This window comes from Roseibium aggregatum, from assembly GCF_014692675.1.
GTDB classification, from domain to species: domain Bacteria; phylum Pseudomonadota; class Alphaproteobacteria; order Rhizobiales; family Stappiaceae; genus Roseibium; species Roseibium aggregatum_C.
Map to the genome: position 1 here is coordinate 14041 of NZ_JABFCZ010000011.1, position 16423 is coordinate 30463.

At 62.9% G+C, this 16423-nt stretch carries 15 protein-coding genes; 5 read left to right on the plus strand and 10 right to left on the minus strand.

Annotated elements, in window-relative coordinates; translation table 11 throughout:
* Nucleotides 1–10 precede the first annotated feature (10 nt).
* Both HK439_RS10940 and HK439_RS10945 read right to left on the minus strand, forming a co-directional pair.
* Nucleotides 11–766, minus strand: a complete 756-nt coding sequence (locus tag HK439_RS10940; RefSeq protein WP_190291498.1) for a glutamine amidotransferase — start codon at nucleotides 764–766, stop codon at nucleotides 11–13.
* Between the two features lie 69 nt (nucleotides 767–835).
* Nucleotides 836–1309: a TerB family tellurite resistance protein gene (locus HK439_RS10945; protein WP_190291500.1), complete on the minus strand. Its 474-nt coding sequence runs from the start codon at nucleotides 1307–1309 to the stop codon at nucleotides 836–838.
* Nucleotides 1310–1677: 368 nt separating this feature from the next.
* On the opposite strand from HK439_RS10945, the gene HK439_RS10950 reads away from it, so the two are divergent.
* The 5 genes from HK439_RS10950 (at nucleotide 1678) to HK439_RS10970 (ending at nucleotide 9780) form a co-directional block, all read left to right on the plus strand.
* Nucleotides 1678–2943: an imelysin family protein gene (locus HK439_RS10950; RefSeq protein ID WP_190291501.1), complete on the plus strand. Its 1266-nt coding sequence runs from the start codon at nucleotides 1678–1680 to the stop codon at nucleotides 2941–2943.
* Nucleotides 2944–3050: 107 nt separating this feature from the next.
* Complete coding sequence (locus HK439_RS10955; protein ID WP_190291692.1) at nucleotides 3051–4580, plus strand: di-heme oxidoredictase family protein; 1530 nt, start codon at nucleotides 3051–3053, stop codon at nucleotides 4578–4580.
* A complete protein-coding gene (locus tag HK439_RS10960) occupies nucleotides 4580–5653 on the plus strand; it encodes an imelysin family protein (RefSeq protein WP_190291503.1) in 1074 nt (357 codons plus the stop codon). The genes HK439_RS10955 and HK439_RS10960 overlap by 1 nt, the downstream gene beginning before the upstream one ends.
* Entirely contained in the window at nucleotides 5643–6791 is a 1149-nt protein-coding gene (locus HK439_RS10965) for a DUF1513 domain-containing protein (protein ID WP_209011724.1), read from the plus strand. The genes HK439_RS10960 and HK439_RS10965 overlap by 11 nt, the downstream gene beginning before the upstream one ends.
* Before the next feature lie 124 nt (nucleotides 6792–6915).
* The gene (locus HK439_RS10970; RefSeq protein ID WP_190291507.1) at nucleotides 6916–9780 is read left to right on the plus strand and encodes an AsmA family protein; all 2865 of its coding nucleotides are present in this window, start codon (nucleotides 6916–6918) and stop codon (nucleotides 9778–9780) included.
* 9 nt (nucleotides 9781–9789) lie between these two features.
* Here the strand turns inward: HK439_RS10970 and HK439_RS10975 are convergent, their stop codons facing one another.
* The 8 genes from HK439_RS10975 to HK439_RS11010 all read right to left on the minus strand — a co-directional run bounded on the left by HK439_RS10975 (nucleotide 9790) and on the right by HK439_RS11010 (nucleotide 16420).
* Nucleotides 9790–10170, minus strand: a complete 381-nt coding sequence (locus tag HK439_RS10975) for a DUF805 domain-containing protein (RefSeq protein WP_190291508.1) — start codon at nucleotides 10168–10170, stop codon at nucleotides 9790–9792.
* A 95-nt stretch (nucleotides 10171–10265) separates the two neighbouring features.
* Complete coding sequence (gene phnN, locus HK439_RS10980) at nucleotides 10266–10847, minus strand: phosphonate metabolism protein/1,5-bisphosphokinase (PRPP-forming) PhnN (protein ID WP_190291510.1); 582 nt, start codon at nucleotides 10845–10847, stop codon at nucleotides 10266–10268.
* 28 nt (nucleotides 10848–10875) lie between these two features.
* Nucleotides 10876–12018, minus strand: coding sequence for an alpha-D-ribose 1-methylphosphonate 5-triphosphate diphosphatase (locus HK439_RS10985; protein ID WP_190291512.1), 1143 nt, complete (start codon nucleotides 12016–12018; stop codon nucleotides 10876–10878).
* Nucleotides 12015–12746: a DUF1045 domain-containing protein gene (locus HK439_RS10990; protein ID WP_190291513.1), complete on the minus strand. Its 732-nt coding sequence runs from the start codon at nucleotides 12744–12746 to the stop codon at nucleotides 12015–12017. Before HK439_RS10990 ends, HK439_RS10985 begins: the two co-directional genes overlap by 4 nt.
* Before the next feature lie 115 nt (nucleotides 12747–12861).
* Nucleotides 12862–13563 carry a phosphonate C-P lyase system protein PhnL gene (gene phnL, locus HK439_RS10995; RefSeq protein WP_190291515.1) on the minus strand — a complete coding sequence of 234 codons (702 nt, stop codon included), beginning with the start codon at nucleotides 13561–13563 and terminating at the stop codon, nucleotides 12862–12864.
* A 9-nt stretch (nucleotides 13564–13572) separates the two neighbouring features.
* Nucleotides 13573–14361, minus strand: a complete 789-nt coding sequence (gene phnK, locus HK439_RS11000; protein ID WP_190291517.1) for a phosphonate C-P lyase system protein PhnK — start codon at nucleotides 14359–14361, stop codon at nucleotides 13573–13575.
* Nucleotides 14358–15299, minus strand: coding sequence for an alpha-D-ribose 1-methylphosphonate 5-phosphate C-P-lyase PhnJ (locus HK439_RS11005; RefSeq protein WP_190291519.1), 942 nt, complete (start codon nucleotides 15297–15299; stop codon nucleotides 14358–14360). The genes phnK and HK439_RS11005 overlap by 4 nt, the downstream gene beginning before the upstream one ends.
* On the minus strand, nucleotides 15296–16420 hold the full coding sequence (locus tag HK439_RS11010) for a carbon-phosphorus lyase complex subunit PhnI (protein ID WP_190291521.1): 1125 nt from the start codon (nucleotides 16418–16420) through the stop codon (nucleotides 15296–15298). Before HK439_RS11010 ends, HK439_RS11005 begins: the two co-directional genes overlap by 4 nt.
* Nucleotides 16421–16423 lie beyond the last annotated feature (3 nt).

Genomic DNA, 16423 nt, shown 5'->3' on the forward strand with positions numbered 1-16423 from the left:
GCGGCAGGCGCTATTCGGCGGCTGTCGCGATGCCGTGGACATGACTTCCGTCAGCCCGTCCGATCCACAGATCGAGAAACGCATCGAGCCAGCGGCGGACCGCCTGGTCATAGACATAGCGGCCGGCGAAGTGGTCCCGGCGCTGCTGGGCGCCTGGCAGTGCCATGCGCGGGGCGCCGCGGGTGGTCCAGCGGACCAGCATGGAATGGGTCAGTTCCGGATGGAACTGGATGCCATAGGCATTCTGGCCGTAGCGGATCGCCTGGTTCGGATAGGTGGGGCCGGTTGCCAGCAACTCGCAGCCGGCGGGCCTGTCGAAGCCTTCCCGGTGCCACTGGTAGGCCTTTTCCGGCCACTTCATCAGGGCCTTGCCCTGCTCGGTGGGGATCAGCGGGTAGTAGCCGATTTCGACCAGTTCGTCGCGGTGGCCCGCTACCGTGCCGCCGAGCTGTTTGACCATCATCTGCGCGCCGAGACAGATCCCGAGAAACGGGACTCCCTCGCGCAGGGGGACCTTGATCCAGTCGATCTCGCGATGGACATAGCCATCCGGGTCGTTGGCGCTCATCGGCCCGCCGAAAATCACAGCCCCGGCATGGCCGGCCATGGTTTCGGGAAGCGTGTCGCCAAAACGCGGCTTGCGGATATCGAGAGCAAAGCCGCGCCTGATCAGTTCCTGCCCGACGCGGCCGGGTGACGAATGCTCCTGATGGAGGATCACCAGAACTTTCGGACGGGGCGAGTCAGCGAAGGTTTCCAATCTCATGACATTAAATATGGAGCACTTCGCGCACGCGGTCGAGCCCTTTTGCAGTGCAATAACCGGAAAGACCCGTCAGTCTTCGTCCGGTTCCGGGGCGGATTTGGCCACCTTGCGCCGCAGGTTCATCCGGTCGCGGGTGGAAATACCCAGCAGTTCGGCAACGCGCCAGATGGTGTTGTCCTCGAATTCATGGACATGGCCGTCGGCATAGACCACTTCCCACATCATCTCGACGATCGCGAGACGTTCCGCTTCATCCGTCCTTCGCTTCAGCACCGAAGTGAAGCCATAAAGGTCAACGGCCTCGCTGTCCCGGAGCTTGGCGATGTCGATCAGTTCTTTGGTCTCGTCATCCGTCAGCTGATAGTGGCTCTGCAGGATTTCCCGCAGTTTCCGAATTTCGCTGTCCTCGATGACGCCATCCACGTCGGTGAGGTGAAACAGAAGGGCGGCTGCCGCGAGCCTGTGGTCGTCTTCGGCAAAGGTTTTCTTGCCGCTGTCACCGAAGGTGATTTCGCGAATGAACTGCTTGAATGATTTCAGCATGTGTGAAGTCCGGATTTGTTCTTCGCCCCAAGCCTAATGGCTCGACCGTCCGGCGACAATCCTCTCGTATCATCAAACACTTGATCTTTTATTCATGTGTCGGAAAAAAACCGATCAAATCTAAACCTGCACCTGATCCTCCAGTTTTGAATCATTCTAAACTATTGAAATTGCTTATTTTTATACTTGACTTTTATCTTCATAAATTGATTCCTGCAGGCATCGAATTCATACCCGCGTACCGGGAACGGTCGGAATGCCTCTTGAAACGGTTGAGCCGGATCGGGGGTGCGCTGAATTATCATGCGCCGGAGTGAGCGGAACCGGGAACCGAACCACTGTTGTTGAAGACCGAGAGGAAACACCTGATGAAATCCTTGAAGTACGGCCTGATGGCTGCGGCCGCCTTCATTGCGCTGCCGGCGCTGGCGGCGACCCCTGAGGACGTCCTGAAAACCTATGGCGATGTCGCCGAAGCGGCCTATACCGATTCACTGAAATCCGCGCAGGACCTGCAGACGGCGGTCGAAGCGCTGGCCGCCAACCCGAGCGAAGAGACGCTTGCCGCAGCCCGCGCCGCCTGGCGCAAGGCGCGCAACCCCTATCAGCAGACCGAAGCGTTCCGGTTCGGCAACGCCCTTGTCGACGACTGGGAAGGCAAGGTGAATGCCTGGCCGCTCGATGAAGGCCTGATCGACTACGTGGATGTTTCCTATGGCGACAGCTCGGAAGCAAATGTCTTTTATACAGCCAACGTGATTGCCAATCCGATCCTGAAGGTCGGCGGCGAGACGATCGATGCGACCGAGATCACGCCTGAGCTTCTCGCCGACAAGCTCCAGGAAGCCGGCGAAGTCGAAACCAATGTCGCCACCGGCTACCATGCCATTGAATTCCTTCTGTGGGGTCAGGATCTGAACGGCACGGACGCGGGCGCGGGCAACCGTCCGGCAACCGATTTCGACCCGGCGAACTGCACCGGCGGCAACTGCGAGCGCCGGGTCCAGTACCTGAAGGCCGCAACGGCCCTTCTGATTTCCGATCTGCAGGAAATGGTCGATGCCTGGGCACCGGGCGGGGCGGCCCGCGCGGATCTGGTGGGCAAGGGCGAAGCCGGCGGGCTGGCGACCATCCTGACCGGCATGGGCTCGCTGTCCTACGGCGAACTGGCCGGCGAGCGCATCAAGCTGGGCCTGATGCTGCATGACCCGGAAGAGGAGCACGACTGCTTCTCCGACAATACCCACATGTCGCACTACAACGACGTCGTCGGTATGCGGAACGTTTACTTCGGCACCTACAAGAGCCTCGACGGCAAGAACGACGTCGCCGGCGCTTCGCTTGCCGAACTGGTTGCCGAAAAGGATCCGGCCCTGGCCGAGGAAATGAAGGCCAAGCTCGATGCTTCGCTGGCAGCCTTCGAGGCCATGAAGGCGCGGGCCGAGGGCGGCGAAGCCTATGACCAGATGATCGGCGAAGGCAATGACGAGGGCAATGCGGTCGTCCAGGCTGCGGTCGATGCACTGATCGACCAGACAAAGTCGATCGAGCGGGTCGTCAAGGCGCTGGAGCTTGAAGAAGTCGCTTTCGAAGGCTCCGACAGTCTCGACAACCCGTCGTCTGTCTTCCAGTAAGTCGTCACGACGGGCCGGCGGGGTTTGCCTCCGCCGGCCCGGGTGCAATTGCCGCGGAAAGAGGGGCCGCGGCATGTGATCCGGATGCGAGTAAAGTGATCAAGTCTATGAAATCGGCCGTGCGGAGTGCGGTCGCGCTGGCCGTCTTCGGCTCTTCTTGCGTTGGCGCGAGTTCCGTTTTTGCCGCCGATGCCCTGAAATATCGTGACGACCTGACGCCCAAGGACCGCAAGCGCGTCGCGCGTGTCGTCGCCCCGGGGACGGATTTTTCAAAGCCGGAAATGTTCGAACCCATGTCCGGCGGCGCGGCCACGTCCACCAAGCTGATCAACCGGGATGCCTATTCCCATTTTTCCGCGAACATCACATTCGAGGAAGAGCAGACCTTCAAGATCGGCAACGGCCTGTTCCGGAAGATGTGGGCCTCGTCGCCCTCCTCCACGCAGGCGTCGGACGGGTTGGGCCCGCTCTATAACGCCCGTTCCTGCCAGGGCTGCCATCTGAAGGACGGCCGTGGCCGTCCGCCGCTTGCCGGCGAGGACGCGGTGTCGCTGTTCCTGCGCCTGTCGATCCCGCCGCAGAATAGCGAACAGGAAGCAGCCCTTGCTTCGAAGGCCGCGTTGCGCATTCCCGAGCCGACCTACGGCGGTCAGTTCCAGACCTTTGCGGTGACCGGCCTGTCCGGCGAAGGCCGGTTCGATATCGAGCTGGAAGAAATCGAGGTGCCGCTTAACGGCGGCGAGGTGGCGGTTTTGCAAAAGCCAACCTACAAGGTCCGCGATCTCGGCTTCGGTCCGATGCATGCCGATACGATGATTTCGCCGCGGGTGGCGCCGCCGATGATCGGCATGGGTCTCCTGCAGGCAATCCATCCGGGTGACATCGAGGCTCTGGCCGATCCGGAGGACCAGGATGGCGACGGCATTTCCGGCAAGGTCAGTCGGGTACGGGACCCCCGGAGCGGTGAATTGACGATCGGCCGTTTCGGCTGGAAGGCGTCCAACCCGACCGTGCGCGACCAGGCGGCGGACGCCTTTTCCGGCGATATCGGCATCGGCACGCCGGACCGGCCGGATCCTTACGGAGACTGCACCGATGCGCAGACGGATTGCCGAAAGAGGCCGACCGGCGAACAGACGCAGCTCGGCGATACGGAAGCCCCCGATCCGGTCATGGATCTGGTCACCTTCTATTCGGAAAATCTTGCAGTACCCGCCCGTCGCGCCTTCGACGATCCGGTGGTTCTGCGCGGCAAGGAGCTGTTTCACGAGATCGGCTGCATCGGTTGCCACAATCCGAAATTCGTGACCAGCCGCAAGGCGGAGAACAAGGCACACCGGTTCCAGCTGATCTGGCCCTATACGGACATGCTCCTGCACGACATGGGGGAAGGGCTTGCCGACCACCGTCCCGTCGGCGATGCATCGGGCAGCGAATGGCGGACACCGCCCCTTTGGGGGATCGGCCTGACGGAAACCGTCAACGACCACACCCGCTTCCTGCATGACGGGCGCGCGCGCAATTTGCTCGAAGCCGTGTTATGGCATGGAGGCGAAGCCCAGCCGGCTCGCGATCAGGTCGTCGAGCTTAGTCCGGCCGACCGGGCCGCCCTCATCCGTTTCCTGGAGTCGCTTTGATGCGTTTTCTGATCTTCGCCGCCTGTATCTGGACCATCGCCGGACCGGCGGGGGCACAGGACTTTTCCGCCAATATCACATCGAGCATTGAGGGCTATATCCGGCCGGCTGCGGACGGATTTGCCAGCGCGGCTGACGACCTGCCGCCTGCCATCGATGCGGTTTGCGCGGAAACCACCGCGGAAACGAAAGCGGTGTTTGCAAAGAAATACGGTGATGCCGTCACCGCCTTCGCGAAGATTTCCTTCCTCCGCTACGGCCCGCTGCTGGAAGACGATCGCCTGAACCGCCTGGCGTTCATGCCCGATCCGCGCGGAATCGCCCAAAGGCAGATCCGCAAAATCCTCGCCACGAAGGACGAAACGGCCACCGATGCCGCGGCCCTCAAGGACAAGAGCGTTGCGGTTCAGGGCCTGACGGCCCTGCAGCTCATCGCCTTCGACAAGGACGGCGAGGTCGCGCTCGGCGATCCGGGCAAGACGCGGGATTTCATCTGCGGCTATGCAAAGGCGATCGCCGTCAATGTGGCCCAGGTGGCGGACGACGTGGCAGCCGCCTGGGATGATCCGGACGGCTACAGTTCGGTGCTGCTTTCGCCGGGGTCGAAGAACGATCACGTGCGCACCAGCAAGGATGCCATGGAGGTGATCTTCAATGCCCTTGTCACCGGGTTGGTCATCGCCAAGGACCAGGACGTTCTGCCGGCGCTGGGCAAGGGGCCGGATAGTGCGAAACCGAACCGGGTTCCCTTTTCCCGCTCCGGAAACGGGATCGCCTATGTGGGTGCCGAACTCAAAGGCATCGAAGACGCTCTGCGCGTTGCCGGGTTCGAACCCGTGCTGGACGAGGAATATGCCTGGATACCGGATTCGATCTATTTCGAATTCGGAAACGCCCAGAACCTTCTGGCGGGCATCGCCCCGCCGATCCGCCAATCCATCGAGGATGGCGACACCTATAACAAGCTCAAGGTTCTGACCCTGACCATCAACAGTCTGCGCGACACGATGGCGGGCGAACTGGCGGGCGCTCTTTCCCTATCAGGAGGCTTCAATGCGCTGGATGGCGACTGACCGTGTAGCAATTAGCCGGCGTGCACTGCTGGCAGGTCTTGGCGGAATTGCGGCCCTGAGTGCCGGCCATTTTTCCGCCTTTGCCGGCGGTGCGGCGCTTCTGGAAGAAAGCGCGCTCGATTATCCGCTCTTTGCCAGCGCGCGCCGGGAGGCTGACGGCAGCTACGGGATCGCCATCATCGATGATGCCGGCCAGGAACTTGCCCGTGTTGCGCTGCCAGGCCGCGGCCACGGCATCGCGGTCTCTCCGGACGGGCGGCGGTTCATGGCCTTTGCCCGGCGTCCGGGCACGTTTGCGCTGCTGATCGACCCGTTCGAACGGACCGAGCCGCAGGTGCTGACCTCCATCGAAGGTCGGCATTTCTACGGTCATGGCTGTTTTTCTCCCGATGGCCGGCTGGTCTATGCGGTGGAGAATGACTATGACGCCGTGCGCGGCGTTCTCGGCGTTTATGACGTCAGCGGACGGCAGATCCGGCGGATCGGCGAGATCGAGACCGGCGGAATCGGCCCCCACGACATTCTCCTTGCCGAAGGCGGCAAGGTTCTGGTCGTCGCCAACGGCGGGATCGAGACCCATCCGTCGCGGCCGCGCGAAAAGCTCAATCTCGACACAATGCAGCCGTCAGTCGTCTTTCTGGACCGGGAACGCGGCGACCTGCTGGCGCAGCACAGTCTGAGTCAAAACCTGCATCAGCTTTCCCTGCGCCACATGGCGCTGGACGGGCAGGGTAAAGTCTGGGTCGGCGGGCAGTTCGAAGGCGACAAGAGCCTTTCACCACCACTGGTGGCGCACATGACCCGCGATAGCGGTCCGACGCTCACGGAGGTCCCGTCGGCGCTGGCGTCCGGCCTGCAGAGCTACATCGGTTCGGTCGTCGTCAATGCATCCGGCGATGTGATTGCCACATCCGCTCCGCGCGGCGGGCAGGTCCTGTTCTGGGCGGCGGAGACCGGCGCCTTTCTCGGGGCCGATCAGGTCGTCGACGGTTGCGGCCTGGCGCCGCTCGACGCCTCCGGCTTCCTTATTTCCGACGGCACCGGCGGGCTGCGCTATGCGGAAGATCCGCAGTCCCTGCCGGAGATCCTGGCCCGCCCGCCGGGGATTTCCTGGGACAACCACATGGTGACTTTGTAAGGGCCGGTCTCTAGGCCCGAACAGTCCCGGACAAGCTTCACGTCGCGTTCTTGCCAAAATGAGGCCTCACACTTATTGCGGGCTTGTCATAAACTGGCCCCGAATCGTGATGGGGAAAGGCGGCATGCGGCGGCTACTGATCGGACTTGGAGCGTTTTTCTTCCTGCTGGTAACATTCGTGCTGGCAGTCCCCTTCTTTTTGCCCAAGGACGCCATCAAGCAGCAGGTCGTCTCCGTGGTGGAGAACCAGCTCGGCTGGCGGCTCCGCCTCGACGGACCGGTCAGCCTGTCGCTGTTGCCCGGGTTTTCGCTGACGGCGGAAAACGTCGGCCTGTCCGGCGAGGCGGGCGCCGACGGGATCGAGTTCGCCAAGGCGGAAGCCGTCAATTTCGGCCTGGCCTGGGAAGGCCTGTTCGGCGGCGAAATCCGGCTCACCGGGATCGAGCTCAGGAAACCTGATATCTTCCTCGAAATCGGCCCCTCCGGTACGACCAGCTGGCAGCCGCGCCGACGGTTCGATGAAACGGAAAGTCCGGACACTTCCTCGGCACAGACTGCCGAAACGCCCGCGCCGTCAGCTCCGGAAAGCGATGAACCCCCTGCGACCCGCGAAGCCGGTTTCATTAAGAAGATCGGCGTCGACCGGTTCGAGATCTCCCAGGGCAATGTGGTCTATTCGAACCGCCAAACCGGTGAAAAGCTGGAACTCAAGGCGCTCGACCTGACCGTTTCTGCTCCCGACCTGGAAGGGGACGTCGACCTGGATGGCAAGTTCGTCTGGCAGGACAATCCGGTTGCCGTTGCCGGTTCCATTACCGCACCCCTGTCGTTCGTCGGCGGCGAGGACGTACCTGTTTCGCTGAAGGTTTCAAGCGGCGATGCGTCGTTCGCCGTTTCGGGAAAGGCGGGCCTCAATCCCGCGCAGGCCGATGTGACGATCTCCGCATCGGGGCCGTCGGTCAGCCAGTTGGCCGCCCTGTTCGGAAAACCGCTTCCGCGGGATCCCGGCAGTTTCTCCATGGAAGGCAAGCTCGCGGGCAACGAGGCGGCGTTTTCCCTGAGCGATCTTCAGGCGACGGTGGGAAGTTTCGATCTCGGCGGATCCTTCGATGCCGATCTCGCCGGACAGTTTCCTGCCCTTTCCGGGCGGATGGTGCTCGACAAGGGGTCGCTTGCCGATCTGCTTGCGCTTGCCGGACAGGATCTTGCCGCTTCCGGCAACCTGAAGGCGGATCTGGCATTCACCGCCAGCGGGGTGGATGCGCCCGAATTGCTCGCCAGCCTGAACCTGAAGGGGGATGCGCATCTTGATGGCGGCGAAGTTTCGGGACTGGGTCTCGCCTCGGTCGCCGGCGGCGATCCGGCAGCCGATACGATCAAGGACATCTCCCTTTCCCTCAATGTGGACGGGCTCGACGGTCCGCTTGCCCTGAACGGCGGCATGTCCTGGCGCGGCGAAGGCTTTACGGTGACCGGCAAGGCAACGCCCGCGCCGCTTCTTGCCGGCATCGCCGCACCGGTTTCCGCGCAGATCAAGGGGCAGCGTTTTTCGGCCGGCTTCGACGGCCGGATCCAGAGCAGGGGCGACCTGGAAGGGGCCTTGTCGCTCGAGACCGCGGATCTGCGCTCCCTGCTCGCCTGGGTCGGCCAGCCGGTCTCGGCCGGAAGCGGTCTGAAGACCTTCAAGGTGTCGGGCCTTTTTTCGGCCCAGGACAACGGCATCGGGTTCGAGGAAACGAGTTTCGTTCTGGACAAGACCTCCGGCCGGGCAAAAGGGCGGGTCACGTTCGGCCAGGTACCCACGGTGACCGCCAATCTTGATTTGGGCACGCTTGTTCTCGATCCTTATCTGGGCGGTGAGGCTGCGTCTTCAGGATCGAACGGCGGCAAGACATCCGGTGGCGGCGGTAATGGCGGTTCATCCGGTTCCGGCGGCGGCTGGAGCACGGCGCCGATCGATTTTTCCGGCCTGAAGGCCGTCAACGCCGATTTTTCGGTGACGAGCAAGGAGATCGTCTGGGACCAGCTCCGCATCGGCAACAGCGTTCTGAAGACCACGATCAAGAACGGTGTCCTGATCGCGGATCTCCAGAAGCTCAGCCTTTACGAAGGAAAGGCGACCGGCAAGGTGACCCTGAACGGCGCGGGCACGGCGGCGGGCGTCAAGGCTTCGTTCCATCTTGAAAATCTTGATGCCCATCCGTTCCTGCGCGATGCGGCGGATACCCGCTGGCTGCACGGACGGGCGTTCATGGATATGGACCTGGCGGCGGTCGGCGGCTCCGAGCGCCAACTGGTGGAAAACCTCAACGGCACGGCGCGGGTCGAATTCGCCGACGGCTCTCTTCGGGGCATCAACATTCCCCAGATCGTGCGCGGTCTTTCGGTGAAGACGCTGCTCGGCTGGGCGGAAAGCTCTGAAGAAAAGACCGATTTCAGTTCCATGTCGGCGAATTTCAAGATTGCAAACGGCATTGCCGTCACGGACGATTTCTCGCTCATCGGCCCGCTGGTCCGGGTGAGCGGCGGCGGATCGACGAACATGCCGGAGCGCACGCTCGACTGGCGCGTGGAGCCGAAAATCGTTCCGACGCTCGAAGGCCAGGCACCGGCGCCACGTGCCAAGGGCGAGGACAAGAAACTGGCCGGCCTGGGCGTGCCCGTCATCGCCAAGGGCCCGTGGGACAATCCAAGGATCTATCCCGATATCGCCGGGATCCTGGAGAACCCGGAAGCCGCCTACAAGCAGCTGCAAAGCATCGGCGGCGATCTGGTGAAGTCCCTCAAGGACAAGAAACCCGACGATGCGCTGGCCGATGTCGCGAACGAGGCGATCAAGCGGGCGACCGGCGGCAAGACGCAGATCGACATTCAGAAAGTCATTGAGGGCGACGTCAACGATCAGGACGTGCTGAAGGCGGTCGAGGAAGGCTTCGGACTGCCCTCCGGTCTGCTGGGGTCCTTCGGCAAGAAAAAGAAGGACGAATAGTCCACAGCCTCAATAGGGCGACGGGCCGTAGGAGTTCGAGCCACGAGTTCCGCCCTGCAGGGACCAGATGAACAGGAGCAGCGCGCCGATCAGCGGCACGAAGACGATGAAAAGCCACAGGCCGGACCTGTCGATGTCATGCAGCCGGCGCACGCTGACGGTGAGGCTCGGGAAGAACAGCAGAAGATTGGTGACGAGGCTTGCGGGACTTTTGCCGTCCAGGGCCATGGCACTCTGTCCGAAGGACGGTGCGATGAAATAAATGTCCACCAGGACCATGGAGACGGCGACGAGGAATGCGAAGAGCATCCACCACCAGTATTCGGCCCGGTTCGCACGGCCTGAGAATGTGAAATAATTCGAAAGTACAGTATCGGCTGCCTGAAACATTGTAAGCGCCCCCAAATACATACGTATACCGGGGGAGAATGGCACAGCCTGTTCAATTTCCGATTAAGCGACTAGGTTTGTAAAACCTTAAAAATTTACGTCAATTTTTCCATTATTCTGTCCAGAGCCTCTTCGACCGTTCCCGTGTTTTCGATGCAGGCCATGTTCGGGACATCGGGCATGTCAAACCGGGAGCGGTCGAGCCGCCGTTCAATCTCTTCGCGGCTTTCGCGGCCCCGGGCCGCGAGCCGTTCCGCCAGAACGGCCTTCGGTGCGGTGATCAGCAGGACCAGAAGATTTTCATATTTTTCCAGTGCGTCGGGAAGGGCATGGCGGGAGCCATTGGCGATGACAGTGCCGCCCGCCTTGATGAAATCGTCCAGGTCCGGCGGCAGAATGTAGCCGAGGCCGTGGGCGCGCCATGCGAGCGCATAACGGCCGGCCGCAATGGCGGCGTCATAGTCGGCCTCGGTGATCGGAACATGGGTCTCGGTCGCGCCATCCGCCGGACGGGTGATCTGGCGGGTCGCGAACCGGAAGCGGGGATCATCCGCCAGGCGGTCCCTGAGTGCATTCAGCAGCGTGTCCTTGCCGGCGCCGCTCGGGCCGACAACGAGGACCATTTTTCCCGGTCCGGGTTTCGTGTTGCTGTCCGCCTGCATGGCTGTTCCGGTCATCACCGCTTTGATTTCCCGTGTTCCTTGTTCAGGCGACCCTGCGGCCTTCGCGCCAGACGCCGCGCACGATCGGTATGTTGCCGACGAGCCTGACTTGCACCATGTCGGCGCGCTTGTCCGTTTCCAGGGTTCCCCGATCATCGAGGCCGATCGCCCTGGCCGGTGTCGAGGTTACGGTCGCAATCGCCTGCGGCAGGCTGATGCTGTCAACTTCCTCGGCCAGCTGGAAGGCGGCCTGCACCAGGGAGACGGGCACGTAATCGGACGAGAGCACGTCGAGGCAGCCGGCTTCGGCCAATTCCCGGGCAGAGATATTGCCCGAGTGCGAGCCGCCGCGCACCACATTGGGAGCGCCCATCAGGACGCTCATGCCGGCCTGCCGCGACGCCCGGGCCGCTTCGATCGTCGTCGGGAATTCGGCAATACGGGTGCCGAGATCCACGGCCTCTTCGACATGCTCGACAGTTGCGTCGTCGTGGCTTGCGATCGCGATACCGCGCGCATGGGCGTCGGCTGCAAGCGCCTTGCGGTTGTTCGGCGCGATGTCGCCGGCGCGGGACTGGCGGTCCTTGATGAAGGCCTCCATCTCCGCGTCGGAAAAGCCCTTCTTGCCCTGGTAGTAGATCTTGTAGGCGTCCAGAGACACGAACTGGCGCTGGCCCGGGGTGTGATCCATCAGCGACATCAGGCGCACGCGGCTGTCGGTTTCGAAGAACTTGTAGGCTTCCAGGACGTCGGGGGCAGAGACCTCGCAGCGCAGGTGGATGAAGTGGTCCGCGCGAAACCGGTTTTCGTCCTGGCCCTGCTCGATGGCGTCGGCGAGCTGGCGCATGTCCGGTGCGCGCAGGTCCGCATCCTCGTCCATGCCGACGCGGAGCGCATCGAACACGGTGGTGATGCCGGCACAGGCGATCTGGGCGTCATGGGCCTGGACCGCGGAGACCGGGTTCCACCGTACCTTCGGGCGCGGCGCGTAATGGACTTCCAGGTGATCGGTGTGCAGTTCGATCAGGCCGGGCAGAAGGTAGTCACCCTCGCAGTCGTGGCCGGCGACGGAGGTTGCGCCGCCGATATCGGCGATCCTGCCGCTGTCGCAGGTCAGGCTGCCGTCGATCACGCTGTCCGGAAGGATCAGGCGGGCGTTCTTGAAAACGGTCGGTTCGGCGCTCATTGGATTTCCTCAAGGGCGGACGCTGCCGAGGGCAGCACGTCGCCGGTCAGATGAAAGATTTTCTTGATGGTGAAGGGCGCGCCGCGCTCGGCCTCGGTGAAGAGACCGAAGGTGGCGATCTGCCGGGGCGGGCCGGTCACGGGCGCGAAAAAGGCTTCGGCGGCGGCTTTCAGAGTTGCCGCCTGCGATTCGTCCTCAAGCTTGTTGCTCAAGGTCATGTGGAAGCGGAATTCGTCGAAGATGTAAGGATAGCCCCAGCCGGTCAGGTAGCCGTCCTGCTTCGGCGTCAGGCCGCTCTTGCGGCGGCGTTCGATGTCGGCATCGGACAGAGGCGCGCGCAAAGGCTCGAAGGCGCGCACGCACAGGCCGGCAAAGGCGGAAAGGTCCGCTTCCGGCACGGTGGGCGTCAGCGCCAGGAACTTGCCGAGGCGATTGACCGATAGTTCGCTCACGAAGAAGGGCGCCACCTGCGCTGCGAAATTTTCGCAGGCCCCAACGAGATCGGTTTCGCTCGCCCCGGCTTTCAGGGAAAACGGCGCCTTCAGCGTACCGTGAAATCCGTAGCGGCGCGGGTCCGTCGTCAGCGTGCGGACCGTTTCTGCGTTGAGGCCGGCAACGGTCGGCTGGGTCAGGTCGTGGCCCGAAAACGGGTCGCGCCCGAGCCAGCTGCCTCCCAGCTCCATCAGGAGCTCATCGGCCGGAGCCGCATAGTAAACCGCATAGCGCATGTCAGATCTTCAAAGTCACCGGGTGGGGATGGGTCGCAGGAACAAGAGCGAAATGTTCGGGTAGTCTTATTCCATGTCGATCCTGTGACGCTATCCCCTGAGATTGTTCATCGGATCAGGCCGCCTCCGCCCGGAAGGCGGTGACGTCGACGATCCGGTCGGAAATTCTGTCGCGCACGTCCTGGTCGTGCAGGATCCCGACCATGGCAACGCCGTCCTGCTTTTTCTCCGCCACCAGCTCGACGACCACCGCCCGGTTGGCCGCATCGAGCGAGGCGGTCGGCTCATCGAGCAGCAGCAGCGGATAGTGGGCGATGAAACCGCGGGCGATGTTGACGCGCTGCTGTTCGCCGCCGGAAAAGGTTGCCGGCGGCAGGCCCCAGAGTCGTTCGGGCACGTTGAGCCGGGTCAGGAGATCTCGGGCCCTGGCAAGCGCTTTTCCTTCGTCCGCGCCCTGCAGGATCAGCGGCTCGGCGACGACTTCCACAGCCGGCACGCGCGGGATTACCCGCAGGAACTGGCTGACATAGCCGATCACATCCTTGCGCAATTGCAGGATCTTGCGCGGTTCGGAATCCGCCACGTTGACGATCTCGTCGCCCACGGTCACCAGGATCTGGCCCTGGTCGCAGCGGTAATTGCCGTAAATCATCTTCAGGATCGAACTTTTGCCGGCTCCCGACGGGCCGCCGAGAACTACACACTCGCCCTCACCGACGGAGAAGTCGACGCCGGAGACGACGGGAATGGTCGTGCCGCCCTGCAGGTGCATGGTGAAGGACTTGCCGACATGGCTGAGATAAAGACGCACTGGCATTGTTCGGCCTCAGACCTGGAGGATGGAGGAAACGAGAAGCTGGGTGTAGGGCTCGCGCGGATCGTCGAGCACCTGGTCGGTCAGCCCGGTTTCGATGACTTCGCCATGGCGCATGACCATGATCCGGTGCGACAGCAGCCGGGCGACGGCAAGGTCATGGGTGACGATCACTACTGACAGGCCCAGATCCGCCACAAGGCGCCGGAGCAGGTCCAGAAGTCGGGCCTGGACCGAGACGTCGAGACCACCAGTTGGTTCGTCCATGAACACCAGGCGCGGGTGGGTCACCAGGTTGCGGGCGATCTGCAGCCTCTGGCGCATGCCGCCGGAGAAAGACCTCGGATCGTCGTCGATCCGATCGGCTTCGATTTCCACCCGGCCGAGCCAGTCGGTCGCCGTTTCGCGGATGTGGCCGTAGTGACGGTCGCCGACCGCCATCAGCCGTTCGCCGACATTGGCGCCGGCGGAGACGGTCATGCGCAGGCCGTCGGCGGCGTTCTGATGAACGAAGCCCCAGTCGGTGCGCATCAGCAGGCGGCGCTCGGCCTCGCCGAGCTGATAGAGATTGCGCATGGCGCCGTCGCGCATGCGGTATTCGATGGCGCCCGCCGTCGGGGCCAGGCGGGTCGACAGGCAGTTGAGCAGGGTGGTCTTGCCCGAGCCGCTCTCGCCGACGATGGCGAGAACCTCGCCCGGCCAGAGCTGGAAGGACACGTTCCGGCAACCGATGCGGTCGCCGTAGTAGCGGGTCACGCCATTGACCTGAAGCAGCGGGTCGTCAGAGAAAAAATCGGTCATCGGGCCGGCTCCTCGGAGTGTTGGTCAGATGTGCCGCCGGCAAGGGTCATGGCGTTCGGGTCGGCGGCCATGGGGCCGAGATGTCCGGCCTCCCGGCGTTCCTCGCAATAGTCACTATCTGAGCAGACGAACATGCGCCCGCCCTTGTCGTCGAGAATGACCTCGTCGAGATAGACGTTCTCCGCGCCGCACAACCCGCAGGGCTTGTCGAATTTCTGGACTTCGAAGGGGTAGTCTTCGAAATCAAGGCTCTTGACCTCGGTGTAGGGCGGGATTGCATAGATCCGCTTCTCGCGGCCGGCGCCGTAAAGCTGAAGCGCGGCCATTTTATCGATCTTCGGATTGTCGAATTTCGGTGTCGGCGAGGGGTCCATTACGTAGCGGTTATTCACCAGCACCGGATAGGCATAGGTGGTGGCGATATGGCCGTTCTTTGCGATGTCCTCATAGAGCTTCACATGCATGAGGCCGTATTCCTCCAGCGCATGCATCTTCCGCGTTTCCGTTTCCCGGGGCTCCAGGAAGCGCAAGGGTTCCGGGATCGGTACCTGGAAGACGATGATCTGGTCTTCGCGCAGGTCCTTTTCCGGGATCCGGTGGCGGGTCTGGATGATCGACGCCTTCGAGGTCTCGAAGGTTGTCTCCACGCCTGCCGTCTTTTCGAAGAAGCCGCGGATGGCGACCGCGTTGGTGGTGTCATCGGAGCCCTGGTCGATCACCTTCAGGCAGTCGTCGGCGCCGAGAATGGAAGCCGTGACCTGAACGCCGCCGGTGCCCCAGCCGTAGGGCATGGGCATTTCACGGGAGGCGAAAGGCACCTGGTAGCCGGGTACGGCAATGCCCTTCAGGATCGCCCGGCGGATCATGCGCTTGGTCTGTTCGTCGAGATAGGCGAAGTTGTACTCGCCTTCGTCGAGGGGTTTTTGCTGTGCGGTCATTCCGCGGCCTCCTTCTGGTTCCGGGAGGCCTTTTCCTCCGCCTCGCGTGCGGCGAACCACTCGCCCCGCATCCGGCGGACGAGCTCGAGTTCGGCCTGGAAATCGACATAGTGGGGAAGCTTCAGGTGCTCCACGAAACCGGTCGCCTGGATGTTGTCGGAATGGGACATGACGAATTCCGTGTCCTGGACGGGGGCGACCTGTTCCTCGCCGAGTTCTTCCCAGCGGAGCGCCCGGTCGACCATCGACATGGCCATGGCCTTGCGTTCCACCTGGCCGAAGACGAGGCCGTAGCCGCGGGTGAACTTGGGCGAGGACTTGGCGGTTCCCTGGAACTGGTTGACCATCTGGCACTCGGTCACCTTGATGGTGCCGAGACTGACGGCAAAGCCGAGTTCTTCGGCAAAGAATTCCACCTCGACCGCGCCGTAGCGGATTTCGCCGGTAAAGGGGTGGGTGCGGCCATAGCCGCGCTGGGAGGAATAGGCGAGGCTGAGAAGAAAGCCTTCGTCGCCGCGGGCAAGGTTCTGCAGGCGCAGGTCCCGGTCCGCCGGAAAGGACAGGGGTTCGCGGGTCAAGTCGCCGACCGGAGCATCCTCGGCCGACACGGGATCGGCCTCCATCAGGCCTTCGTCGTCCAGAAGGTCGGTCACGCGCGGCATGGGCTCGTCGATGGGCGTCCGGCGAACGGGTGCTTCGATCTCGCCGTCGGCTTCCGCGGCAAGGGCGAAGTCCAGCAGACGGTGGCTGTAATCGAAGGTGGGGCCCAGAAGCTGGCCGCCGGGTAAGTCCTTGTAGGTTGCCGAGATACGGCGTTCGACGAGCATTTTGCCGGTGTCGATCGGCTGGCTGTAGCCGAAGCGCGGCAGGGTGGTGCGGTAGGCGCGGATCAGGAAGGCAGCCTCGATCAGATCGCCGCGCGCCTGCTTGATCGCGAGTGCCGCGAGCTGCTCGTCATAAAGCGAGCCTTCGCCCATGACCCGGGCAACGGAAATCGCCAGCTGTTCGGCAATCTGGTCCAGGGTGAGGGCGGGAACGCCCGTGTCGCCCCGGCGGCGCTTGGTCAGAAGCTGATGCGCGTTGCGGATCGCCTTCTCGCCGCCCTTGACTGCAACATACATGGC